At 45.2% G+C, this 23,252-nt stretch carries 21 protein-coding genes; 19 read left to right on the top strand and 2 right to left on the bottom strand.

Annotation, left to right across the window (positions count from 1 at the left end):
• Nucleotides 1-55: 55 nt before the first annotated feature.
• Together J4N39_RS13275 and J4N39_RS13270 are read right to left on the bottom strand one after the other, a co-directional pair.
• Nucleotides 56-1,018, bottom strand: a complete 963-nt coding sequence (locus J4N39_RS13275; protein WP_252020293.1) for a DHHA1 domain-containing protein — start codon at nucleotides 1,016-1,018, stop codon at nucleotides 56-58.
• Between the two features lie 71 nt (nucleotides 1,019-1,089).
• Nucleotides 1,090-1,719, bottom strand: a complete 630-nt coding sequence (locus J4N39_RS13270; RefSeq protein WP_252020291.1) for a LuxR C-terminal-related transcriptional regulator — start codon at nucleotides 1,717-1,719, stop codon at nucleotides 1,090-1,092.
• A 323-nt stretch (nucleotides 1,720-2,042) separates the two neighbouring features.
• Between J4N39_RS13270 and J4N39_RS13265 the strand changes: the two genes are divergently transcribed.
• The 19 genes from J4N39_RS13265 (at nucleotide 2,043) to J4N39_RS13175 (ending at nucleotide 23,102) form a co-directional block, all read left to right on the top strand.
• Nucleotides 2,043-2,591, top strand: a complete 549-nt coding sequence (locus J4N39_RS13265) for a single-stranded DNA-binding protein (protein ID WP_252020289.1) — start codon at nucleotides 2,043-2,045, stop codon at nucleotides 2,589-2,591.
• A 174-nt stretch (nucleotides 2,592-2,765) separates the two neighbouring features.
• Nucleotides 2,766-4,757 carry an RNase E specificity factor CsrD gene (csrD, locus tag J4N39_RS13260; RefSeq protein WP_286036810.1) on the top strand — a complete coding sequence of 664 codons (1,992 nt, stop codon included), beginning with the start codon at nucleotides 2,766-2,768 and terminating at the stop codon, nucleotides 4,755-4,757.
• Between the two features lie 15 nt (nucleotides 4,758-4,772).
• Nucleotides 4,773-6,209: a PilN family protein gene (locus tag J4N39_RS13255; protein ID WP_252020287.1), complete on the top strand. Its 1,437-nt coding sequence runs from the start codon at nucleotides 4,773-4,775 to the stop codon at nucleotides 6,207-6,209.
• The gene (locus tag J4N39_RS13250; RefSeq protein ID WP_252020285.1) at nucleotides 6,209-6,853 is read left to right on the top strand and encodes a type 4a pilus biogenesis protein PilO; all 645 of its coding nucleotides are present in this window, start codon (nucleotides 6,209-6,211) and stop codon (nucleotides 6,851-6,853) included. Before J4N39_RS13255 ends, J4N39_RS13250 begins: the two co-directional genes overlap by 1 nt.
• Nucleotides 6,846-7,172, top strand: a complete 327-nt coding sequence (locus J4N39_RS13245; protein ID WP_353505598.1) for an MSHA biogenesis protein MshK — start codon at nucleotides 6,846-6,848, stop codon at nucleotides 7,170-7,172. Before J4N39_RS13250 ends, J4N39_RS13245 begins: the two co-directional genes overlap by 8 nt.
• A 20-nt stretch (nucleotides 7,173-7,192) precedes the next feature.
• Nucleotides 7,193-8,833 (top strand): pilus (MSHA type) biogenesis protein MshL, encoded by a 1,641-nt coding sequence (mshL, locus tag J4N39_RS13240; protein WP_252020280.1) that lies wholly within the window; start codon nucleotides 7,193-7,195, stop codon nucleotides 8,831-8,833.
• A 2-nt stretch (nucleotides 8,834-8,835) separates the two neighbouring features.
• Nucleotides 8,836-9,681, top strand: coding sequence for an ExeA family protein (locus J4N39_RS13235; RefSeq protein WP_252020278.1), 846 nt, complete (start codon nucleotides 8,836-8,838; stop codon nucleotides 9,679-9,681).
• Complete coding sequence (locus tag J4N39_RS13230; protein ID WP_252020276.1) at nucleotides 9,678-10,904, top strand: tetratricopeptide repeat protein; 1,227 nt, start codon at nucleotides 9,678-9,680, stop codon at nucleotides 10,902-10,904. Before J4N39_RS13235 ends, J4N39_RS13230 begins: the two co-directional genes overlap by 4 nt.
• Nucleotides 10,894-12,621 (top strand): MSHA fimbrial ATPase MshE, encoded by a 1,728-nt coding sequence (gene mshE, locus J4N39_RS13225; RefSeq protein ID WP_252020274.1) that lies wholly within the window; start codon nucleotides 10,894-10,896, stop codon nucleotides 12,619-12,621. Before J4N39_RS13230 ends, mshE begins: the two co-directional genes overlap by 11 nt.
• 9 nt (nucleotides 12,622-12,630) lie before the next feature.
• Nucleotides 12,631-13,851 (top strand): type II secretion system F family protein, encoded by a 1,221-nt coding sequence (locus tag J4N39_RS13220; protein WP_252020272.1) that lies wholly within the window; start codon nucleotides 12,631-12,633, stop codon nucleotides 13,849-13,851.
• Nucleotides 13,852-13,853: 2 nt separating this feature from the next.
• Nucleotides 13,854-14,300 (top strand): hypothetical protein, encoded by a 447-nt coding sequence (locus tag J4N39_RS13215; protein ID WP_252020270.1) that lies wholly within the window; start codon nucleotides 13,854-13,856, stop codon nucleotides 14,298-14,300.
• Between the two features lie 90 nt (nucleotides 14,301-14,390).
• Complete coding sequence (locus tag J4N39_RS13210; protein ID WP_252020268.1) at nucleotides 14,391-14,963, top strand: prepilin-type N-terminal cleavage/methylation domain-containing protein; 573 nt, start codon at nucleotides 14,391-14,393, stop codon at nucleotides 14,961-14,963.
• A 48-nt stretch (nucleotides 14,964-15,011) separates the two neighbouring features.
• A complete protein-coding gene (locus J4N39_RS13205; protein WP_252020265.1) occupies nucleotides 15,012-15,512 on the top strand; it encodes a type II secretion system protein in 501 nt (166 codons plus the stop codon).
• An 18-nt stretch (nucleotides 15,513-15,530) separates the two neighbouring features.
• Complete coding sequence (locus tag J4N39_RS13200; RefSeq protein WP_503063684.1) at nucleotides 15,531-16,019, top strand: type II secretion system protein; 489 nt, start codon at nucleotides 15,531-15,533, stop codon at nucleotides 16,017-16,019.
• Between the two features lie 119 nt (nucleotides 16,020-16,138).
• Nucleotides 16,139-16,657, top strand: coding sequence for a pilus assembly FimT family protein (locus J4N39_RS13195; protein WP_252020263.1), 519 nt, complete (start codon nucleotides 16,139-16,141; stop codon nucleotides 16,655-16,657).
• Nucleotides 16,644-17,201 (top strand): type IV pilus modification PilV family protein, encoded by a 558-nt coding sequence (locus J4N39_RS13190; protein ID WP_252020261.1) that lies wholly within the window; start codon nucleotides 16,644-16,646, stop codon nucleotides 17,199-17,201. The genes J4N39_RS13195 and J4N39_RS13190 overlap by 14 nt, the downstream gene beginning before the upstream one ends.
• The gene (locus J4N39_RS13185) at nucleotides 17,202-17,972 is read left to right on the top strand and encodes a PulJ/GspJ family protein (RefSeq protein ID WP_252020238.1); all 771 of its coding nucleotides are present in this window, start codon (nucleotides 17,202-17,204) and stop codon (nucleotides 17,970-17,972) included.
• Entirely contained in the window at nucleotides 17,962-18,414 is a 453-nt protein-coding gene (locus J4N39_RS13180) for an MSHA biogenesis protein MshP (protein ID WP_252020236.1), read from the top strand. Before J4N39_RS13185 ends, J4N39_RS13180 begins: the two co-directional genes overlap by 11 nt.
• Before the next feature lie 8 nt (nucleotides 18,415-18,422).
• On the top strand, nucleotides 18,423-23,102 hold the full coding sequence (locus J4N39_RS13175) for a DUF6701 domain-containing protein (protein ID WP_252020234.1): 4,680 nt from the start codon (nucleotides 18,423-18,425) through the stop codon (nucleotides 23,100-23,102).
• The last annotated feature ends 150 nt before the right edge of the window (nucleotides 23,103-23,252 follow it).

Raw genomic sequence — 23,252 nt, 5'->3', positions numbered from 1 at the left:
TTTAATTCAACTGAGTCAATAAAACATTAACATTATGTGAAGGGTTAAAAAATATTTAGCTTGAAAACTCTTGTCTAAATAATGAGATAAATCGCTTCATGTCATCATTTTTTAACACGTTAATCCCTGCTGCGCCGGCGCGTCCCCCACCTGTTTCAAATTGACTGGCTAGGTTGTCAGCGCCTAAGCGGCGATTTAATGGAGCTCGAATGCTAACTTGCCAAGTTGAGTGATCACGACGGGTTAAAATTGCATGGGCTTTGTTTGGTGCCACATTTGCTAATTGATTACCTAAAATCCCGCTCATTCGTCTTGCCCATTTTGCATTGGGCAAAATAAACAGCCTTAGATTGCCTTCATCGATTTCTGGAACTAGAGATTGGCAATGTGCTTGGTCTTGCTGATATTGATGTTCGAGCGCTGAGATGGCTTCCTGATGCTGGAACATGAACTTAAATGGACAATCGCTTCCCTCCATCAACTGGTAAAGTTTTTCTGGTGGGTACAACAGATCATCGATATTAGCGCCATAACCGTTGTAGTTAAGTAGGGTGCCAAGCGAATGCAACTGCTGAGTTTGTTGCTCGGATAATTCCGCTTTACTTGCCAGTGTTCTAGCTACTTCAATCAGGTTATCGCCAAATGCTCCAACGATTGCCCAGTGACGATACCTTCCTCGCAAATACTTATCGATGATGAGCGCTGTACAGGTGTTTGCTGAGGTATTGATATGAGACTCAAGTTGATCGTGCTTAGGAATATCGCCTGATTGGTGGTGGTCGGCGTAAAAAACGCTGCAACCCACATTTAGCGCTTGTATAAGAGCGGCATGATTTTTTTTCATCGACACATCGAGCACGGTGAGCTCATCCCCTTTGGCAAAGGGTACGGATTTGAGCAGTTCGATGTTGCGCTTTACTCCAGTTACTAATGTGGTTTGTTTTGGATGGGCTAAGCGCAACTGCACCAATGCCGTTAACCCATCGGCATCACCATTAAAGATATCGTAGGCGGCCATTATTCGTCCTTGAGTCAAATTTTGAATTAACTTAACACAAGTTGTGAAAAGCCGCTTTAGTTAGAAACGACTCATTGTAAGTAATGGTTAGCCCATGCCATGGCTTGTAGTCGGTTTTTTACGTCTAGCTTCCGGAAAATATTATACAGATGGCTTTTCACTGTGTTCTCACTTAAAAAAAGATCATCGGCAATCTGAGTATTGGAAGCGCCTGTACGCAAGCTCTGCAGTACGTCAATTTCGCGCCGAGTAAGGCCTAAGTGATGATTCGGTCGATAAAGAGAGAGCTGCTCTTGGTAGTGGTCGATCATCTGAGTGAGGAAAGTGCGATTTAACCAGTTGTCCCCTGTGGTTATTGAGTTTAGAGATTTAGCTAGATTCACTACAGGAAGATCTGCTCGAAAAGTACCGCGTAGCTTTGGCCACTGAAGTAACTCGCTAAGCGGCAAGTGTCCGACTTGGTTGATAATCACTACCGCTGGAGAATTCGGCAATAGCAGCAATTGTTGATTAATGTAGTGTAGGCGAGATAAGTATTTCGCGTCGATCATAACTAGCAGCCTCTCACCTTGAAGTTGGTGTAATTCAAATAACTGGTAGTCGATGACATTGATTGATGTATTCAAGTAGCTTTCAAGCTGGGAAGCCAGAGCCCGAGATTGAGGTTCTGCATCGCACAGGTAGTAAAAGGTGGTATTCATATTTAGCCTAACTGATTTGTTATTAGAATTTATATGCTATTGGCTTCTTATGTATTGGGTAAGCGATATTGAGTCGTGTTGTCGATTAATACCTAAGGTTGCGTTTCATTTCATGTATCAAAAAGTAATTGATAAATTTACTGTTTGAGTTTTGCGAACCAAACCTCAGTGTATTTTATGCGCAATGCTTGAGTGTTGAGTTACAGACATACTTAAGCTAAAAGTGCTCACAGGGTAGGAGAGTTCCAATTTGTACCTAAGCGTAAACGTGCTATCCTACTACGCTAATTTTTAGCAGTACTGTGGTTTATACGGAGCAAATTATGGCAAGCCGTGGAATTAACAAAGTAATTTTGGTTGGTAACCTGGGCAATGACCCAGAGATTCGTTACATGCCTAACGGCGGTGCCGTAGCGAATATCACTATTGCAACGTCAGAAAGCTGGCGTGATAAAGCAACGGGTGAGCAACGTGAAAAAACAGAATGGCACCGAGTTGCGCTATTTGGCAAGTTAGCAGAAGTGGCTGGTGAGTACCTACGTAAAGGCTCTCAAGTTTACATCGAAGGTCAGCTTCAAACACGTAAATGGCAAGACCAGTCTGGTCAGGATCGCTACACAACAGAAGTGGTAGTTCAAGGCTTTAACGGTGTAATGCAAATGCTTGGTGGTCGCCAAGGCGCACCTGCGCAAGGTGGAATGGGTGGTCAACAGCAGCAACAAGGTGGATGGGGTCAGCCTCAACAGCCTGTTCAGCACGCTCCTGCTCAGCAAGCCCCTCAACAGCAGGCAGCTCCACAAGCAGCTCCGCAACCGGCACAGCCTCAGTACAATGAGCCGCCAATGGATTTTGACGACGATATTCCGTTCTAAGCAAAATTCTTTCTACATATGTTGATAAAGCCGCGATTTTCGCGGCTTTTGTGTATTTTTTGCAACGAAATCCTTGTGCCATAGCATCTCGCCGCTCAGAATAATAAGGTTGCAGCAGTGGGTGATTGAAATCCCCATAAAATCAAAGCATATAGTTAAGAAAGGAAGCTTATCTTGGCCCGTTATACACCGACTCTCAAATTGAGTACGCGGCTGGTGGCATTTGTCACCATGACAGTAGTGATCGCCATGTTTATTTTATTCATGGGCACCACACTGTCGTTCAAGCGAATAGGCCAAGACTACATGTCTCACTACATGGATGGTGTCGTAGAGATTATTGACGCAGAGCTAGATGATCCTGATGCTGCTCGTTCGATGGCAAAATGGCTGCCTAAAATCTTAAAAGCCAGTGATGTACTTGAAATGGAAATCACGGCTCGTTCCGATGTGATCTATCACTTTGTCGATACTCAGGCCATTGTCGATAAAACGCGAATTAAATCTTTATCATTTGATCTGCCAAGCCATCCTGGCTTTAAGGTGGAGTTCAAGTTGATCCCGCTATTTCTTACCTCAAGTTATTCTTTAGAGGCGATGTCTTCCATTACGTTAGCTGTCGCCTTGATTGTATTTATCTTGATGCAAGGGGTGAAATGGCTCCGTGGCCAGTTGTATGGTTCTGAACTGCTTGAAGAGCGCGGAAGAATGATCTTAGCTGGGCGTGCCCAAGACTATCAAAAAGGGGATGAGCGAGAATGGCCTTATACCGCAAGTGAAGCATTAGACCGCTTAATTGAAGAGTTGAATGATGCCAGAAAAGAGCGTAGCCGATTTGATACCTTCATCCGGACTCATACCTTTTTGGATCAGCTCACTGGGGCTGCTAATCGAGTTCTTTTTGATTCGAAACTTGAGGCTGCCTTACAAGAAAGCGGCGCTCAAGGTGGTGTGTTAGCTGTACGCATCAATGATTGGGAAGCAGTACAAGAACGTAACGATAAGGAAACCTGCGATCAGTTTATTGTTGATGTAGGAAGGATTGTTTCTAATATTGCTCAGAAATACCCCGACGTTATATTTTCTCGTTACTATGCCGCTGAGTTTGCTTTGCTGGTTCCCCATCAAAGTGCTAAAGACGTTGCCAACCTGGCGATGCAGTCGTTACGTCAATTGGAGCGCTTATCTCTACCTGAGCCTCTAGATGCTGATAACTGGTGTCATATCGGGGTGAGCATGTACCAAGAAGGCGAACGTCGTGGCTACATTTTAGAAGAGTTGGAGAATGCGGTTCGCAGTGCTCAACTTGAAAAGCATAACGCTTGGAGCCGTTATAAAAAACAAAATCTTAATTACGAGACAAGAGGAACGGTTCGATGGCGTACACTGTTTGATAAGGCTATGACACCTGAAAAGGTACATATCTATCAGCAATGCTGCTACTTAACGGAGAATAATCATAATACGCCGCTTCACCATGAATTGTTCGCTCGGTTGCCTGATGAGCAAACTGGCACAGTTATCAAAGCATCACGTTTTAGTGCTGCCATGGTGCAGGTCGGATATGAAATGCAACTTGATAAAGCCGTGCTACTCAAAGTGTTGCAATGGGTGAAGGCAGGTGAGCATGAGTTATGTTACTCTATCAACCTTAACGTATTGCCATTTAAGAAAAAAACCTACGTTAGGTGGTTTAGAGATGAGCTGCTGAGCTTACCTTCAGCATTGCGTCATCAGCTCAGCTTTGAGTTTGTCGAAGGGCAATTAGTTAAGAATCTCGATTTCATTCGCCCAGTGATCCGCATGATTTCTGGGTTAGGCTGCAAAGTGATTGTGCAGCAAGCGGGCAGGACGATTACCAGTACTCACTATATTAAAGATCTTGAAGTGGATTACCTCAAACTGCACCGAAGTTTGAGTAAGCGAATTAATGAACGCCAAGAAAATCAGCTCTTTATTCGTAGTTTAATTGGTGCATGTATCGATAGCCCGACTAAAGTTATAGCAGTAGGTGTTGAAAACCAATCCGAGTGGCAAACCCTACTGCAACTGGGCGTCGATGGTGGGCAAGGACGATTGTTTGATAAAGAAACTCAACTCTTGCCAGTCGCTGCCGCAAAAACAGTGAAAGCTGGTCGTCGTAATCGATGGCGAGTTAAGAAGTAAGTAGACGGAGTATAAATGAGCAGCTTTTCCTCGTGGATAGACAAATTGCGTCGCAGTGGCGGCAGTTCAGCGACAATCAGCGCTGCACTGTTAGAGGATGCCGTTTATCTAGCGTTTGATGATACCATTCAAAAAGTCGAAATCGACGCATCTGGGTGGTTGCAAGCACTGACGAAAGCTCTGAGTGAAGGTAAGTATCACGGCTGTGAGTTAGTGCTTACATTAAGCGCTAGTCACTACCAGACATACCAAATCGAAAAGCCAGAACTCCCTAAAGAAGAGTGGTCTGTCGGTCTGCCTTTTTTGCTTAAAGACTTGGTCACGGAACGAGTGACTGAAATTGTAGCAGATGCGGTTGAGCTGCCGGGCGGTAATCGTGTCCAAACTTATGTGTTAAGTAAGCGAGTACTCGCACCTATCCTGGCTTTGTGTGAAAAGCATGATATTGCCTTGCGCAGCATTCACCCTGAAGATGAGGTCTGGGGGCAAAGTTTAGCTGATACCTCGAATTTCGTGTTATTGCACCAAAGCAAAGGTGGCAGTTTTAAGATCAGTGCGTTCGTCGAACATAAAGTTTGTTTTAACCGAACCATTCGTGGCGTGATGGCTCCTTTGACAGGGGAGATGGGCAGTAGCTTACAAATTGACGGCTTAGCTCTAGAACTGCAGCGCTCGATTGACTATCTCTCATCACAGGTCAAGCAAGCTCAATTTCATAAGCTGCACTTGAGTTGTGATGATGAAAATGATGCCGAGTTAGTTCAGGCGCTCGAAGAGCGACTCAGCGTTAAAGTATCACCTCTGCAAGAAAACGAGATCCACTCCGGAGAACTGCTTAGCTCTAGGGCACTGCAACTACCTAGTGAAGCGATCAACCTTTACCCTGCACATTTGAAACCGAAAAAAGAGCTCTTCACTTTAAATGCTGTGCTCGCTGCCTGGGTGATCACAGCGGTTATTGTGGGTGGTTTTTATGGCTACGTCGAGTATGAAAATGGTGTGAAACAACAACAGGTTTCTCGCCTCACTCAGCAGTCTAATCAGGTGAAGCAGCAACTCAGCGAGATGCAGTCGCTAGAACAGCAACATAAGCCCTCTCCAGCCAAGCTTGCTGCCGCAGAGCGTTTGGAAAATGATATCAGAGCGAAGAGAACCTCATTGCAGGCAGTCGGTCAGTTTGAGCAGAAACAGCAGCTTGGTTTTTCAGGAGTGATGAATGCACTGGCGGTATTAGGGCGTAATGATATCTCTTTGAGTACCATTTCCGTCAGCCCTGATACTTTAAATGTGAAAGGACTAGCGCGAGAGCCAAGTTCTGTACCGAATTGGATTAAACAGTTTAAGAATGAACTCGACCTGGTTGGGAGAAATTTTGAGACCCTGAAAATCGGTCGAAATGAAGATGATATTGTGACTTTCGAACTAATGACTAAACGTCAGGGAGCCCAATAATGGCCAAGCTTGACGATTTAAATGAAAAATTTATCGCTTTAAGTCCACGTGAGAAATGGATTATTGCACTGGGCGGATTGATAGCCATTGTGATGCTTGCATTGACGTTTTTTATTGAGCCTGCGCTTGAGCAATCTCAGCAGAAAACCAATCAGATTAATAGTCTGCAACAGTCTATTACTCGCTCCAATAATGATATTTTGCGCATTACTAATTTGTTAAGGACTGATCCAGACAAAGAGATCAATATTAAGTTAGAACAGCTGCAAAAGCAGAGCGAACAACTCGATAAACAATTTGAAGAGGTAGTGAAAAATCTCATCACACCGAGCCAAATGGCTGAGTTGTTGGAGCAAGTGTTAATCTCAAGCAAGGGTTTAAAGCTGCACAGTTTAGAGTCACAGCCTGCAGAGCCTATTACGACGGATAAAGGGGATGGTTACGCTGGATACTACATTCATCCGGTAAAAATTCACTTATCCGGAAAATACTTTGCGATTCAAAAGTATTTAGCCACACTTGAAAATATGCCAGTGCGTTATTTTTGGCGAAGCTTTCACTATCAAGTGGATGAGTACCCAACTGCGGAGCTAACGTTGGTCGTTTACACCTTGGGTACAGGGCAGGAGTTTATTGGTGGTTAGATTAATTACAGCGTTGTTCGCATGTGCGTTGCTTCAACCAGCGTTTTCGGCGCAAGACCCAACAGCACCGCTTGGTTGGTCGGCACCTGCAACGGTGACCAAAGCGAAACCTAAAAGCCGTTTTCGTTTGCCAGTTTTGAACTCGATTGTGTGCCAAACCGATGTGGATTGCGTTGCCGTGGTCGACAATAAGCTCGTTGAGCAAGGTGGGCGAGTGAGCGGGTTTGTCGCCAGTCGTATTGAACCCGATTTTGTGATTGTAAAACAAGGAACTAGGCAGTGGCGTCTAGAACTTTTTGCTAAAGATATTAAACAGTAAGCCAGGATTGAAGACCAGATATGCGTAAATTAGTAGTGGGATTTCTTATCGCATCGTTAACGGGGTGTGCCATGGGGCACCGCGATCCGGTGGAAGTAAAACAGGCTCTGAATGAAGCAGTAAATGAGGCGAATAGTCGCGCTCTAGAAGAACTGCCAGCCTCGGTTGAAAATGATTTAATGCCGCAATTGGATGGCCAGCCTTTGGCAAGCAATAGCACGTTGAAACGCTTCCAGATCAAAGCTAATGGCGTCGATGCGAAGACGTTTTTTGCCAGCTTAGTCAAAGGTACAGAATACAGTGCAGCGATTCACCCAAATGTGAGTGGCAGCATTACTGTCAATCTTGAAGATGCCACTATGGATGAAGTGCTCAATGTGGTGAAAGATATTTATGGCTACGACATTGTGCGTGACGGTAAGATCCTTCAAATCTACCCTGCGGGTTTACGCACTGAAACCGTAGCGATTGATTATCTTCAATTTAAGCGCTCAGGGCGTTCATTGACGACGATAACATCGGGAACGGTTACTAACAAAAATTCAAATTCGAGTTCCAGTAATAGCTCAAGCAGTTCGAGTTCTTCTGGAACGTCAAGTTCATCAAGCAACTCGTCTACCAATAAAACCGGTGGTGTTGAGATAGAAACGATTAACGAGAGTGACTTCTGGACCCAGCTTGAAACGGCTGTAAGCGCTCTAGTTGGCACCGATAGCGGCCGTAGTGTGGTGGTCTCTCCTCAAGCAAGTGTGCTGACGTTACGAGCTTACCCAGATGAAATTCGTGAAGTGAAGCAGTTCTTGGGTATATCTCAGGCACGCCTGCACCGTCAGGTGATTCTAGAAGCCAAGATCCTTGAAGTCACGTTAAGTGACGGGTATCAGCAAGGGATTAATTGGTCAAATATCTCATCTACTATTGGCGGTACGACAATTTCAACTGGGCGCGGTGCAACCAACCCAATTTCAACTCTGCCAGGCTTAGATGAGATCGGCTCATTATTGGGTGGACAAACCAACGTTACTATCTCTGACGGTAACTTTAGCGCTGTTCTAAGCTTCATGGACACTCAGGGTGACCTAAACGTACTTTCTAGCCCACGTGTGACGGCGGCAAATAACCAGAAAGCAGTGATCAAAGTGGGTCAAGATGAATATTTTGTTACTGATATTTCAAGCGTTGTTAGCAGCGGTGACAATGCCAATGCGGCACCAGACATCGAGCTTACCCCTTTCTTCTCTGGTATTTCGTTAGACGTAACACCACAAATCAACGACGATGGTTATGTACTTCTACACGTACATCCTTCAGTCATTGATGTTGAGACCCAAACCAAGACCATCAACTTGGCCGGAGAAGCTTACGAAGTACCGCTGGCGAAAAGTTCTATCCGAGAGTCGGACTCAGTGATCAGGGCGAAAGATGGTGATGTGGTTGTTATTGGTGGTTTGATGAAATCCAACACACTGGATCAAACCACTAAAGTGCCTTTCCTAGGGGATATTCCGGGGTTAGGGCATCTGTTTAGAAACACCTCGAAATTGACCCAAAAAACTGAGCTGGTGATCTTACTTAAGCCGACCATTGTTGGAGTAAATACTTGGCAGCGAGAGCTTGAGCGCTCACGCGATCTTCTTGATGAATGGTTCCCAGAAGAGTAACCATGTATCAGGAGTTTTATGGCTTTAACCAAGCCCCTTTTGCTCTGACACCGAACACTGAACTGTTTCAGGGATTGCCTCCGCATTATGAGGCGATCCAAACCGTATTATCGGCGGTGCAAATGGGTGAAGGTGTGATAAAAGTGTCTGGCGAAGTTGGCACAGGAAAAACCATGGTTTGTCGCATGTTGATCAACCAGTTGGTAGACGATGTGGCTCTGGTTTACCTACCAAACCCTTTGCTGAATGCAGAAGAGCTACGTCTGGCGGTGGCGAAGGAGTTATCGATTGAACGCAACGCCTCTGCGGGTGTGATTGATGATATTCACTCGAAACTGCTCGAGCTTCACAAGCAGGGGGTACAAGTTGTCACCTTGGTGGATGAAGCTCAAGCATTAAGTAACGAAGCCCTAGAGGCGATTCGTTTGTTCGGTAACCTTGAAACTGAGCAGGCTAAATTGATGCAAATAGTCTTGCTAGGGCAGCCTGAGCTCGACGCACGTCTCGCACAGAATCACTTGCGCCAACTAAGGCAGCGTATTTCATTTAATGCCACACTAAGACCACTCACGCTCGCTGAGGTATTTGCCTACATAGATCATCGAGTGCAGGTCAGTGGCGGAGACATCAATCTGTTTAGTGAGAAAGTTAAAAAAGCGATTTTTAAGGCATCTCGCGGTGTGCCAAGGTTGATTAATCAAGTGTGCCATAAATCTCTAATTTTGGCGTTCACTGAACATTCTGTGCGGGTTGAAAACCGCCATGTATTTGATGCGATTAATGACACCCTAGATACGGTCAAACCTAAATTTAAGTCACCGATGATCTGGGGCTGGGGTCTTTCATGAGTGTAATAAATAAAGCTTTGTCAGAGATGACCGATAAGGCGACCAAGACAAATAAACCTATTGAGCGTGTAGACGTTGCCCCTGTTGCCTCAGGAATTAACCGTATGGTGTGGCTTGGTGTTGGGGTTTGTATCAGTTTAGGCGTGGGTGCTTGGGCAATGACCCAGCAAGCAGATGTTGTAATGGTCGAGCCGGTCGTTGAAGACCAACCAGTGACTACTGTGGTTGCGCTGCAAAATGACCAACAACTAAAGCCTTTGACACCTGCAACTCCTAAGGTAGCCTCAGAAATGGTTGCAGTGGATAAAGCCGCTGTGAAAGAGCAGCCTAAGCCAGTTGCTAAGTTAGTGACAATGGCTGAAGTATCTACACCAGAGGCACCTCAAATACCACCTGTGGTAAAGAGTGTCGAGAAAACCATTGCAAAAGAGCCTGTGAAAGCCACCACCACCTCACAGGTTAAAGTGGTTCCTGCGCAAGTGGAAAGTAAGCCAAAAGTGACTGCACCCGCAGCTAAAAAATCGTTGCCAGAGCCTATCAAAGTGGCTGCTGTGACCACATCTACCCCAAAAACAACCCAAGTTACTCCAATCAAATCGGGAGAACTGGACATTAAGCAGGTGGAACTGAGCCACGAGCAATTGGCACAAAAAGCCATCTCGAGAGCTAAAAAGTCCATCGATGCAAATAACTATACTCAAGCCATTAAAGAGTATCGGAGTGCACTTAAATACACACCAAGAGACGAAAATGTGCGTAAGCGACTCGCCGCTTTGTACTATGGACGTGGTGATGTTCGCCGTGCGGGAGAGACGTTGAAGCAGGGAATTGAACTCAACCCTGAAAGTGAATCGCTGCGACTCGCCTTAGTGAATATTCTGGTCAAGCAAGACCTTCCGCTGGTGGCATTGGGCGTGTTAGAAGATCTACCCAACCAGCCTAGTATTGACTATTTAGCTGCGAGAGCTGGCCTTGCGCAGAAAGCGAAGAAATCTGCGATTGCTATGGAGAGTTACCAGCTGTTGTCGAAGCAGGATGCCGATAATGCCAAGTGGTGGTTAGGTCTTGCCATTGAACAAGAACGAGCAAAGCAGTTAGACCAAGCGTTGGACTCATATAACAAAGCACTAAATCGTTTGGGGTTATCTAGCCAAACTCACACCTTTATCAAAAGTCGGTTAAACATCATAAAAGAACAATTAGAGGCCGCAGATGCAAATTAAACTTAGAAAAAGGCTCGGTGACTTGCTGGTTGAAGAAGGCATCATTACCGAACAACAAGTTGAAGAGGCGCTGTCGCACCAAAAAAGCACTGGGCGAAAGCTTGGAGACACGCTGATCCAGCTTGGTTTCCTAACGGAAACCCAAATGCTGAACTTTTTGTCTCAACAGCTAAACCTACCGCTGATTGATTTGAGTCGAGCCAATGTCGACGTTGAAGCGGTGCAGGTCCTGCCTGAAGTTCATGCACGTCGTTTGAGGGCGTTGGTAGTTGGGCGTCAAGGGGATGTGTTGCGGGTGGCAATGAGTGACCCAGCAGACCTTTTTGCTCAAGAATCTTTGCTAAGCCAGCTTCAACAATACCAACTGGACTTTGTGATTGCGCCAGAGCGCCAATTGGTTGAAGGTTTTGATCGCTACTATCGCCGAACCAAAGAAATTGCTTCATTTGCAGAGCAGCTTCAAGCTGAGCACCAGACCAGTGATAGCTTTGATTTCTCCTTTGGTGAGGAGCAAGATAGTGATGAAGTTACCGTAGTTAAGCTTATCAACTCTCTGTTTGAAGATGCTATCCAAGTGGGGGCGTCAGATATTCATATTGAACCCGACGCCAATGTGCTACGCCTTCGTCAACGTGTTGATGGGGTGCTGCATGAAACCCTACTCAACGAAGTAAACATCGCATCAGCATTGGTATTGCGCCTTAAGTTGATGGCTAACTTAGATATTTCAGAAAAACGTTTGCCACAAGATGGACGTTTTAATATCCGAGCCAAAGGACAGTCGGTAGATATCCGTATGTCGACCATGCCAGTTCAGCATGGTGAGTCAGTGGTGATGCGTCTGTTAAACCAGACTTCAGGTGTACGTAAGTTAGATGAGTCGGGACTACCAGAAGATCTTTTACTTCGCTTGCGTAAGCAACTGAGAAGGCCTCATGGCATGATTTTGGTGACCGGGCCCACTGGCTCAGGTAAAACCACCACACTGTATGGTGCATTATCTGAGCTTAACGAGCCAGGCAAGAAGATCATCACGGCAGAAGACCCTGTGGAATATCGACTAGAGCGGATCAATCAGGTGCAAGTAAACACCAAAATTGATCTCGACTTTTCAACCATTTTGAGAACCTTCCTTCGTCAAGACCCAGATATCATCCTAGTGGGTGAGATGCGTGACCAAGAAACCGTAGAGATTGGCCTTCGAGCAGCGCTAACAGGCCACCTGGTTCTGACAACACTACACACCAACGATGCGGTCGATAGCGCACTGCGTATGATGGATATGGGAGCGCCGGGTTATCTGGTAGCCAGTGCTGTGCGTGCGGTGCTGGCCCAACGCCTTGTGAGAAAGATCTGCCCCGATTGCAGTGGTCATGATGAAGTGGATGAAGCTCGTCACCAGTGGTTATCAAGCCGTTTCCCTAATCAAGCGAATGCGACGTTCTTCAAAGGTCGAGGCTGTCAAAATTGTAATTTGACTGGTTATCGAGGACGAGTGGGTGTGTTTGAGCTTCTTGAGCTTGAACAAGACATGATGGATGCATTGCGTTCTGGTGATGCGGTTGATTTTGCTCAAAAAGCTCGTAAGGCCGAGGGGTATAAGCCACTGTTAGCATCGGCGATGGAACTCGCTCTGAAAGGCGTGGTGAGTTTAGATGAGGTCATGCAGCTTGGAGAGGGTGACTCTTCGGGCCTAGTTGACCCGATTTATCTCTAAAGGTAACTGATGGCAACGTTTCAATACCAAGGTCGAAACTTGCAGGGAGAGAAAGTCTCCGGGCAAGTGGAAGCGCCAACAGAAGAGTTGGCAGCCGAAGCGCTGATTAACAAAGGCGTCTTACCGACGTCGATCAAACCTGGCAAATTAGCCGGTGGAGCGGAGTTCGACCTCTCTCAACTGTTTGTCACGGCAATTCCTTTGGAAGTTCTGGTTATCTTTTGTCGCCAGCTTTACAGCTTGACCAAAGCCGGGGTGCCTCTACTTCGCTCAATTAAAGGCTTGGTACAAAATTGCACTAACAAACAGTTAAAAACTGCGCTTGAAGAGGTGGGTCAAGAGCTGACCAATGGTCGAAGCTTGTCGGCGTCAATGCAGTTGCACCCTAAAGTATTTAGCCCGCTGTTTGTCTCCATGATCCATGTTGGCGAGAACACGGGTCGCTTGGATCAGGCGTTGCTTCAACTGTCGAATTACTATGATCAAGAGCTAGAGACTCGTAAGCGCATTAAAACGGCAATGCGTTACCCGATTTTCGTGATCGCATTCATTACCATTGCGATGTTTATCTTGAACATCAAGGTGATCCCTCAATTTGCGACCATGTTTAGTCGCTTCGGGGTGGATTTGCCTTTGCCAACGAGAATATTGATAGGTACTTCTAACTTCTTTGTCGAGTATTGGGTATGGATGTTGGCGGCTTTTGTCGGTGCTGCATTTGCGTTTAATGCTTGGCTTGGTACTGCGGATGGAAGAGAACGGTGGGATAAATTTAGACTACGCATCCCGATTGTTGGCGATATTGTCAACCGAGCGCAGCTATCACGCTTTTCACGTACCTTTGCTTTGATGTTAAAGTCTGGTGTGCCTCTTAACCAATCATTGGCACTTTCGGGCGAAGCACTGGGCAACCGATTTTTAGAGTTACGTATTCTCGAAATGAAGTCTGCAATTGAGGCGGGTAGTACCGTATCGGCCACGGCGATTCAAAGTGAGATCTTCACGCCTTTGGTGATCCAAATGATCTCGGTTGGTGAAGAAACCGGCCGTATTGATGAACTTTTATTAGAAGTGTCAGACTTCTACGATCGTGAAGTAGACTATGATCTTAAAACACTGACCGCTCGAATAGAGCCTATTTTATTGGTTATTGTTGCAGGCATGGTGTTGTTGCTCGCTCTAGGTATATTCTTGCCGATGTGGAGCATGCTTGACGTGGTACAAGGCTAAGTATGGAAAAACGAGCTAAATTTATGGTGTGGTTATGTGTGTTAACCATACTGTTGGCAGTACTTGGCTATTATTGGAATCAGGCGGAACAAGAAGCTGAAAACACGGCGGCAACGGTTGTTCTAAATCAAATCAATCAGCGAGCGAGAGAGTATCGTCAGATTTGGTTAGTCAATAAACAGGCGGCGTCGATTGAAGTTAATGGCCGGAAAATAGAGTACGATCATAACGGTTGGGTGATGCCGATTAATGGCAATAAAGTTGATTGTAATTGGTGGCTTAGCACACTTTATCCCAATATCGGTACGGGCTTCTTTGTCGAGGTGAGTAGTGAGCTAAAACAAAGTGGCAAGTTTTATGCATGTAGCTATGAGTTGGAAGGGAAGTTCCACCTCAACCTAAAGTTGACTGACAAAAAATTGTCGATTGATGTCGAAAATAAGTCATAGTTGCATCATATGGCGTATGCTTGCTGGCAAGCATACGATATAATACTGCGCTTAATGCGTCAGAGTTTTTCATTTTTATAGGTAATGTCGATGAAAAAACAGTCAGGCTTTTCATTAGTTGAATTGGTGGTTGTAATAGTCATTCTTGGTTTGCTTGCAGCAGCAGCACTACCAAAATTTTTAAACGTGACGGATGAAGCAAAAAAAGCCAGCATCGAAGGTGTTGCTGGTGGATATGCAACAGGGGTATTATCTGCTCGCGCACAGTGGGAAGCGAAAGGTCGCCCTGGCGTTGGCACAGGTAACAGTAAACAACACTGGATCGAATACGATGGTGTTGAGTTTTGGTTGACCCGTTCATTTAATACTGACGGGACCGACAGTGGTTTCAGAGATGGCTACCCGATTGCGCTGAAAACCACCGATGGGGATACGGGCTCAGCGCCAACCACACTCGCATCGAGTGATTGTGTTGATTTGATGGACAATCTACTGCAAAACCCACCGAAGGTTGGTTTGGTAACGAGTACCGATACAAATTTGAAATACACTGCCGAAGCGGACAATAGTAATAGTACTTGTACTTATGTCCAGCAAGAAGGCAGTGATCACAAGTTCATTTATGAAGTTAAAACTGGTCGCGTGACCGTAGAATTGCAATAACTGCCTGTCAGTATTTGCGTTTTTAATATGTAAAAAGAGAGATGTAATATGAAAAAGCAAAGTGGTTTTACCCTGATCGAACTAGTGGTAGTTATTGTGATCTTGGGTATTTTGGCTGTGACGGCTGCACCTAAGTTTTTGAATCTGCAAGGTGATGCGCGCAATGCAGCCCTTAATGGCTTGAAAGGTGCAGTAAACGGTGGGGCTGGTATCGTATATGGTAAAGCGGCAATCTCAGGTAAAGAAGCTGTTTCTTCAGCAACATCGATTAGTGCTGGCAGCGATACGGTAACTGCCGTTTATGGTTATCCGACAGCAGATGCAAATGGTATTGTAAAAACTATTGAAGGATTTAGTAACGACTGGGCTGTTGTAGATGGTACTGGTGGTGCTAATGCTGGCGATGTTGTTCTTCTTACATTCCTTGATTACAAAGATAGTGCAAACTCTGCTGCGGTTCCAAATGGCTGCTACGTAACGTATACAGCTGCTACGTCAAGCGCTGTTGCTACAGCGACAGTGTCTGATACCGCATGTATTAGTAACTAAATCAATAGTTAAATTATTATGCGTAAAAATGGTTTCACTCTCATTGAGCTAGTAGTTGTAATCGTCATTTTAGGAATTTTGGCGGTGACAGCGGCTCCCCGTTTTTTGAACCTTCAAAATGATGCTCGAAATGCAGCATTGGAAGGTTTGAAAGGAGCCGTTACGGGTGCTGCTAGTATTGTATATGGTAAAGCTGTTATTGACGGGATAGAAACGCTTGACCGAGAAAACTCGGCAGCCGTAATTTCTGTGTCAGGGGATAAAATTAATACCGCTTATGGCTATCCTCGGGTTGACTCACTAAAAGATGCATTGCAGCTCGATTTTGAGAACGAATGGGCTCAGGTGTCTTTAGCTGAATCAATCACGGGCTATGACTACTATATTGGTTTTACATTTAAGGACCAGGTTCCGGAAGATGGCTTTGCAACCTCGTGTTTTGTTGGCTATGAAGAGCCTAAGGCATCTGGAGCTGAACCAAATTACAAAGTGTCAGGGTGTAACTGAGTAAAAAGAGCCTCTTTTTGAGGCTCTTTTTTTATATGTAACATCGGATTGCCTTCAGTATTTATCCATTAAATCTTATATACTAGAAGAGGTTATGGGTACTATCTTTGGTTATCTTCATGCTTTCTCGCAATAGCAAATTTGCAGGTTTTACTCTTGTTGAGTTAATGGTCGTTATCCTTTTGGTGGCGATCATGTCGGTCTATGCTGCTTCTCGTTTTACGGGTAAGAGTCACTTTTCCGTTTATGCGGCACGTGAACAGGCGATTTCCATCATTCGTCAGATTCAATTGGGCCGGATGCAGTCTAATTTGGATCTTGATTTTCCAGGGGCGCAAGTACCTGACCGGTATGTGTTGGCGATCAGCAGTGATGGCACTTGTTTGTCTGCGAAAAATAGTCCATGCCTTGATTCTAATCCCAAAAGTAACTTTGTATTTATCGAAGAGAGTGACTTTAGTTTTTCACCGACTAACGTGGCCCTCTCTTTCGATCTTCTAGGGCGACCGAGTTGTGAAAACGTGCTTGGTTGCACCAGTGCAAACGATGGCACGGGCTACAAATTTCAAATAAGCAATGCGATTGATTCACTAGACATCTGCATCAATCAAGAGGGGTTAGTGAATGATTGCCTCTAACAACAAAGGCTTTACCCTGATTGAGAGCGTGATTGCGATTATCGTGCTTGGTATCTCCATGTCAGTGCTTGTCACGACGCTTTATCCGCGCATTGAAAATTCAGCCAGTAGCCATTATCAAGTGCGTGCATCTGCGCTGGCCCAAAGCTTTATGACCGAGATATTGTCACGAGCTTATGATGATGATAGCGATTTTAATGGTGGCATGGTGCGTTGTGGTGAAGGTTCCCCAGCTCGTGAATGCAATAAACCCTTAGGAGCCGATGAAGGTGCTGTTCAAGATTTTGATGATGTGGATGATTACATTGGTTGTTGGTATACCAGTGACATTGGTGTGTGCAAAGGGATGACGCCTCAGTGGAGACTGGCTGATGCGATAGGCGACATCGATGCGCAATATGCTAACTTCCATATAATCGTCGAGGTGGAACACGAGCATCTACCAGAGGTCACTCCCGCAAATCGATTTAAAAAAATCACCATGAAAGTGGCAGCCAGCCGCTATAGCGAGTTCACCTTTGTTGCCTATAAGGGGAACTACTAGATGAAAAAGACAGGTTTTACCCTTATCGAAATGGTGGTGACCATTACGGTAGTTTCTGTGATGTTCTTGGCGATAGCTGGTTTTTTGGAATTGGGCACAAAAGGTTACGCTGATTCTGCCAAGCGCCAAGCTCTGCAAAACCAAGCACGTTTTGCCATCGAAAAAGTCTCTCGGGAAGTACGCCATGCAGTACCGAACAGCTTTGAAGTGACAGAGGCAGGCAAGTGCTTAACATTCCACCCTATTCTCTATTCTGGTTTTTATCGAGTAGATGCGGCAGTAAGTGGCGCAGCAGAGCAAGTTCGCTTTGTGCTCGGAAATAGTGACGCTGATTTATCGGCGGTTTCTCAAGCGGCTCGCATCGTTATCAATCCGAGTATTATCAGCGACTTTGAAACTTCTTCATCTGCCTCTGTCCCCACTAGTGATGCTACTGTGAGTGGTTCGGTGTATACCATCGTCCATTCTTTCCCTAGCTACTCGATTGGGTCTCGGCATTACATCTATCAGCCAGCTCAGAAAGTTAATTATTGCCTAGATACTAGTGCCAATGTTCAGAGTTTGTACGTGTGCAGAAATGGTGTTGATGGTGCGACTTGTTTAGCAAGTAACAGCAAAACAAAAGTGAGTGAAAATATCGCAAGTGGACAATTTCGTTATGACAACGCCTCTTTGATTCGAGGTGGATTAATTCACATGCAATTGCAATTTCGAAATGGAGATGAGCTAAGTGACTACCAACATGAAGTGCAGGTGCTCAATGTCCCTTAAGAAAAATCAATCTGGCAGTGTGTTGATTGTGTCGATATTTGTCATCGTCGTGATGGGCATGCTAGGGCTAACACTGACTCGGCTTGAATGGTCGAATCAAGATACCTTGACCCGAGAAGTCTTGGGCACCCAAGCGTGGTTTGCCGCAAATTCAGGCAGTGAGTGGGGGCTTGTCACCTTATATCCGCTTAATGGGGATAGTGCGATAAGTGATTTAAGCGATCGTTGTTCTGATGGTGTTGGTAATTTTAGTGCCAAAGCTGTCTCTGCTGCAGCGTCAATCATTGCCGATATTCCGCAATGTCAGCGCTTAGAGATAGCGTGTGATGAAATCGGTTCTGGTGATCTGACTTTCTTTAAGATCACCTCGACAGCGGTCTGTGGTAGTCAAGATTTTGAAGTACAACGAGAACAAGAAGTATGGGCGAGAGGGTTAGAATGAATAGATCAATGAAGTTGCCAATAGCTCTGTTTCTTTTCGCTTTATCTTTCCCTGTTTTCGCCACACATTGGCCTTTACCTGATGACGTTCGGCCAACGACAGCGATTCAAAGTTGGAAGTATAATGGCTCCAAAGTTGACTTTAATGATGAAGGTAAGCAGAAAGTCCTGAATGCGACGGGTAACAATATTGGTTACAAAAATATTGTTAAGAATACCAGCATTGCGTGTGGCTCTTCATCGTGTAAATCAAGCTCTGGATACATTTTGGGTGAGGAACCTAATTTCACCCATCCCGAGGGGGCTAAAGAGCTGGTAAAAAGTCGAGGGAATAAGTATATCTTGGACGGTGGGATATTTTACTCATCATCTGAGTTGAAACTCGAGTCTAGCGACAAGCTAGAAGTGACTGCCCCATCAACACTTTATGTGCCTAAACTTACGATCGACAAAGGTAAGATTACCAATAACGTAACCAATAGCACTAATGATTCATTTGTAATCGTCGTCAACGGTGATACGACGATTAATGATGCCAAAACGATTAATGCACACATTCTTTCCAAGAAAGATGCGCAGATAAAAGGCAGTACTCCGGGAAATTACACCACCATTAACGGAACGGTTACGGCACACTTCCTCAAACTGGACTCATACGCCAAAATAAATGGCGTGATACCGAAACCTGATGAGCCTGATCCTCCCCTGCCAACGTCAAAGTTTGATTTTGGTGTCGCCAAATGCTCAGGTTTGGATGCGGGAGGCGTTTGCCAAATTACATTTAATGCCGTCTTTGACCGTACCCCACTAGTGTTTTTGATGCCAACGGTTAACACATCAAGCCCAGATGCTGATCGTCCATCAACGCTCCGATTGAGCTCCGTATCTACCACGGGTGCCACTTTTGAGCAGCAGTTCTCAGTACCTGATACCTATACCAAGTATGGAATGACGGAAGTTAGCTACTTTGCTATGGAACCGGGCAAAGCGGTTGTTACTGACAGTGACTCTGGTGAATCTGTCGTTATCCAAGCTGGCACTAAGAACATCAAAACTGCTGTTGCTAAAGGAGACAATGATGACGACAGTTGGGAAGAGGTAGAGTTTGCACACGAGTATGACGATGACTTAGAGCCTGTTGTACTGACTGAAATCCAAACTCAAAACAATGATGATGTGTGGTTTACGACAGCTGTAGACGATATAGAGGAAGATGAGTTTGACCTGGCGTTAGAACGTAGCCACTTAAGCATTCGGTACAAAGATGATGACGACGATGACGAGCAAGACTATGTTAATGAGCAGGTAGCGTATTTAGCTGCTCCCCCGCTAACCGCCGAGCTCGATGGGCGAAAATTTCAATTCGCTGCTGATTTTAGTACCAAAAGAACAGGCGGCTCTAAAACTCCTTTGACGGATGCTTGTGCGGCGCTTAAAGCTCTTGAGCACAATTATGGTGGTATTGTTGCCAACAAGCAGCAGCGCAAAGGTAGTGATGGTGGTTGGTTACGCCGTTGTCAGTTGGGCGAGAGTAAAGTGAGCTTTGTTGTTGATGAAAATGCGCAAAAGCGACCACATACTAGTGAAAAAGTGGGATACGTTGCCTTTGATTATTTTGATACTGAGATCGATAAGGATTTGATCTGTCGATATTTTCCTGAACCAACACAAAGCTGGAATATTACTTCTGAGCAGAAATATTCAGACACCAATCTAAGTGCTTTCAATATCCGCAATAGCTCTCCTAGAATCACGGGTTGGTCGGATGAATATCGTGCTAGATACACGATTGATAACCATAGTCAGTGGCCAAATCTTGACCTGCTAAGAGTCGGTTATGATACTCATCCAGACCCTTGGCAAATATATGCAAACCCAATTTGTTCGCCAACAGGGTGTGATACTGGTGATGCTGATGGGTTACTTTCACAGCGAAAGATTAAAGAACCTGAGTTGCTATCAGAGGTATTTCCAAGCAATAAATCGGTCTCCATAACCGATAGCACGACTGAGAATTTTTACGGTGATGTTTGTGGTTTAGGCTCCAGTGTATGTAGTTACCAAGAAAACGCAGATGGTACGGTAGAGCTGACTATGATGAGCTCTCTTAAGGCTTTGGATGTGCGCTCTCGTGGTAATCGCAGTGAGATAATCGTTAAATTCAACTCAGGTATTGCAATTGAGTCTGTCTATGCGGAGACCAATGTAAATCTATACTTTAAAGCCAATAGTACGGTAAGAATTGGATCTTTGACGATGTCGAATACCGGATTAGCAATGTCATTTGAGCCTAAGACTAGGATCAATGTTGTTAGTTCGATGGCCTTCAATAACCCGATAGAATTCCGTTACATGCACGGGGCGATCGATCCAATTATATATGGTCCATTGGCGACGATTGCTATTAATAGTACCAACAATGAAGTGTTCAACGGTTTTATTCTGGGTAAAGAAGTTAGCTTTAGAAATCCCCTAGAGATTAACGGTAGTGTTACGGCACATAAGCTTGAAATCCATAATGCAACGACCATCGCTAAGCCTAACTATAGCTGTGAAATGCCTCCGGTAACCACTAAGAAGCTGAAAGTAAAAATACTCGATACTCTCAACCTCACCTGTGAGCAAGCTGACATCGAGTTTGAGGTCGTGGATAGTGACGGAAACCGAGTGGTGACTGAAAACAGTAGCTTTACGGTGAAACGAGTCGGTAGTGGAGGTCAATGGTGTGACAGTGGGACTTGCACTGCGAACGCCGAGTACACAGCGCAACTAGTTAATGGCTATAAAAAGTTGCAGATTTCTTCTAGTGGTACGGCAAATAGCTACCAAATTGAAACCACTTGGAGTGGTGATACAGAAAATGACAACTCAGATATCGTCTTTGTACCGTTTAAGTTTGACGCCCCAGATGTCTACGCTATTTCTGGAATGAGTACAAAGAACAGTATCAAAGTGCTGGCGTGTAACGATGGGTCTTCGAGGGTGGTTTCCAATTACAGTAATACTCCAAATGTTTCTTTTTCTGTGGTGAAGCCTTTATCGACTGCTGGGGGCAATAACGGTTCCTTAGACTTTACTCCAAGCTTTAGTGCTGGTGAAGCTAAGGATGTGCCATTGACGTTATCTGAATCCGGTGAGTTCACCGTAGTGTTGGAAGATAGTGATTTCTCCTGTGAAGGCATAGCAGGGTGTCCAATTGATGGTGCAGGCAAACTGAGAGGCACGTTTGACATTATGGCAAGCCCTTGGAAGTTGGCTCTCTGTTCACCAAATGGTAACTCTTGGTCTGGGAATGCAACCTCGGGCAGTGGTTTTAAGGCGGCAAAAGAGCTATTTACTGTTGAAGTGAAGCCTATTGCTTACGACAAAGACCGCTCTCCTACGGTGAGTGAAGGCTACTGTGGTTATCCAGTGACAAGCAATTTTACCCATCAAGACGCTTGGGCAGCCACCGTTGATATCTCCCATACGATTGCCACACCTTCAAACGGTGTGACTGGCGATGCTCTTACAGGGACAACTTCAAATACGGTTGGTGGAGGAGTTTCTGGCAGTCTAAGTTATGCAGGCTTATCAGTCAGTGAGGTGGGTAGCTTTAATTTTGTGGCGCAATTGGTCGGCAGTAGTGTTTACAACACTATCCATGCCAACGTACTTGGGGTAAACAGTAAGCTGATAGGTGAAAGAGAGATAGGTCGTTTTTATCCTTACCAAATTCAGATTGTAAGCAATGATTGGAACTATGCGGCTGGGCACGATAACTTTGCTTATTTAGATCAGCCAATAAGTGTTGATTTTGTCGCACAGGCTCAAGCTAAGCCCGATGAAGAAGGCGTAGCAGGAACACCAACACTCAACTATTCAGGCTTTTTAGAGGGCTTTAATAAACTGGGTTTGAAGCCTTTTGCTGCTGACAATACAGGAACAAAAGACCTCGATTCACGGATGCTAGCAACTTGGACGTCTGCAAACTGGACGGGAGCAAATAATCAAGCCTATACCCAGGACTTTACTTATCTGCGCAGTGTTACCCAGACCTCACCGCAAAAAGTGACGGAGGTAGATGGCCCTTTTGGTGCGGGTAATTTGATGATCGGGTTGAAGTTTAGTTCCGGTATGGCAGATCCTACCAAGTGGTTAAGTGTTGACTCTACAGTTCATCAGGGACAAAAGTTCCCGACGGCGTTAACCGCACGCTATGGTCGCTTAAGCCTTACCGATGTCGGTGGAAATACTAGTCAGTCGATCACCGTGCCACTTCAAGCGGAATATTGGAATGGTACTGAATTCACCACCAATACGGAGGATAGTGGTAGTGAGTTTTACGGCGAAGCCTACTGTGTGCAAGGGGTTTGGCCTGATTTGGCATCTTCGGCCAGTTTAACCACCCAGAACTCGACCCGCACGGTTTCTGGTGGTTTACCTAAAGACAGTGCGGAAGCACTGCTTGCTGTTCAGTCGAGCTCTGAACGAGAGCAGGTAAGGCTTTGGTTACGTAGTGATAATGCGATACCAAATGGATTGAGCGAAAGCACCCATTGTAAAGTTGGCGCTAAGGTTCAGCCATGGTTGAACTTTAACTGGCGCAATCAAGGCGACGAAATCCCATCCGCTGTCGTCACCTTCGGTACCCATCGTGGCAATGACAGAGTCATATTCCGCGGAGAAGCCCGCATGACGGGACGATAAAGCTTAACAAAACCTTAAGATTTTATGCTTTAGACAAGAATCTGTAAGAAAAAGCGAGATTCAGTCCATGTTTAACTCTCAATGCCTTGCTGCGAGCGCAAGGCATTGGTACATTTAGTGCAATTTTATCTCTTCTAATGCTCGCAGGAT

Source organism: Vibrio sp. SCSIO 43136, from assembly GCF_023716565.1.
Classification (GTDB): Bacteria; Pseudomonadota; Gammaproteobacteria; order Enterobacterales; family Vibrionaceae; genus Vibrio.
Note: the sequence above shows the minus strand (reverse complement) of the source record. Positions and strands in the feature narration are given on the sequence as shown.

Excerpts from the sequence above, each read along its gene's own strand:
- J4N39_RS13180 (WP_252020236.1), top strand. The coding sequence starts at position 17,962 with ATGTCCCTTAAGAAAAATCAATCTGGCAGTGTGTTGATTGTGTCGATA.
- J4N39_RS13230 (WP_252020276.1), top strand. The coding sequence starts at position 9,678 with ATGAGTGTAATAAATAAAGCTTTGTCAGAGATGACCGATAAGGCGACC.
- J4N39_RS13200 (WP_503063684.1), top strand. The coding sequence starts at position 15,531 with ATGCGTAAAAATGGTTTCACTCTCATTGAGCTAGTAGTTGTAATCGTC.
- J4N39_RS13235 (WP_252020278.1), top strand. The coding sequence starts at position 8,836 with ATGTATCAGGAGTTTTATGGCTTTAACCAAGCCCCTTTTGCTCTGACA.
- J4N39_RS13195 (WP_252020263.1), top strand. The coding sequence starts at position 16,139 with ATGCTTTCTCGCAATAGCAAATTTGCAGGTTTTACTCTTGTTGAGTTA.
- J4N39_RS13175 (WP_252020234.1), top strand. The coding sequence starts at position 18,423 with ATGAAGTTGCCAATAGCTCTGTTTCTTTTCGCTTTATCTTTCCCTGTT.
- J4N39_RS13205 (WP_252020265.1), top strand. The coding sequence starts at position 15,012 with ATGAAAAAGCAAAGTGGTTTTACCCTGATCGAACTAGTGGTAGTTATT.
- J4N39_RS13275 (WP_252020293.1), bottom strand. The coding sequence starts at position 1,018 with ATGGCCGCCTACGATATCTTTAATGGTGATGCCGATGGGTTAACGGCA.
- J4N39_RS13270 (WP_252020291.1), bottom strand. The coding sequence starts at position 1,719 with ATGAATACCACCTTTTACTACCTGTGCGATGCAGAACCTCAATCTCGG.
- J4N39_RS13265 (WP_252020289.1), top strand. The coding sequence starts at position 2,043 with ATGGCAAGCCGTGGAATTAACAAAGTAATTTTGGTTGGTAACCTGGGC.
- J4N39_RS13210 (WP_252020268.1), top strand. The coding sequence starts at position 14,391 with ATGAAAAAACAGTCAGGCTTTTCATTAGTTGAATTGGTGGTTGTAATA.
- mshE (WP_252020274.1), top strand. The coding sequence starts at position 10,894 with ATGCAAATTAAACTTAGAAAAAGGCTCGGTGACTTGCTGGTTGAAGAA.
- J4N39_RS13185 (WP_252020238.1), top strand. The coding sequence starts at position 17,202 with ATGAAAAAGACAGGTTTTACCCTTATCGAAATGGTGGTGACCATTACG.
- J4N39_RS13215 (WP_252020270.1), top strand. The coding sequence starts at position 13,854 with ATGGAAAAACGAGCTAAATTTATGGTGTGGTTATGTGTGTTAACCATA.
- J4N39_RS13220 (WP_252020272.1), top strand. The coding sequence starts at position 12,631 with ATGGCAACGTTTCAATACCAAGGTCGAAACTTGCAGGGAGAGAAAGTC.
- J4N39_RS13250 (WP_252020285.1), top strand. The coding sequence starts at position 6,209 with ATGGCCAAGCTTGACGATTTAAATGAAAAATTTATCGCTTTAAGTCCA.
- mshL (WP_252020280.1), top strand. The coding sequence starts at position 7,193 with ATGCGTAAATTAGTAGTGGGATTTCTTATCGCATCGTTAACGGGGTGT.
- J4N39_RS13190 (WP_252020261.1), top strand. The coding sequence starts at position 16,644 with ATGATTGCCTCTAACAACAAAGGCTTTACCCTGATTGAGAGCGTGATT.
- J4N39_RS13255 (WP_252020287.1), top strand. The coding sequence starts at position 4,773 with ATGAGCAGCTTTTCCTCGTGGATAGACAAATTGCGTCGCAGTGGCGGC.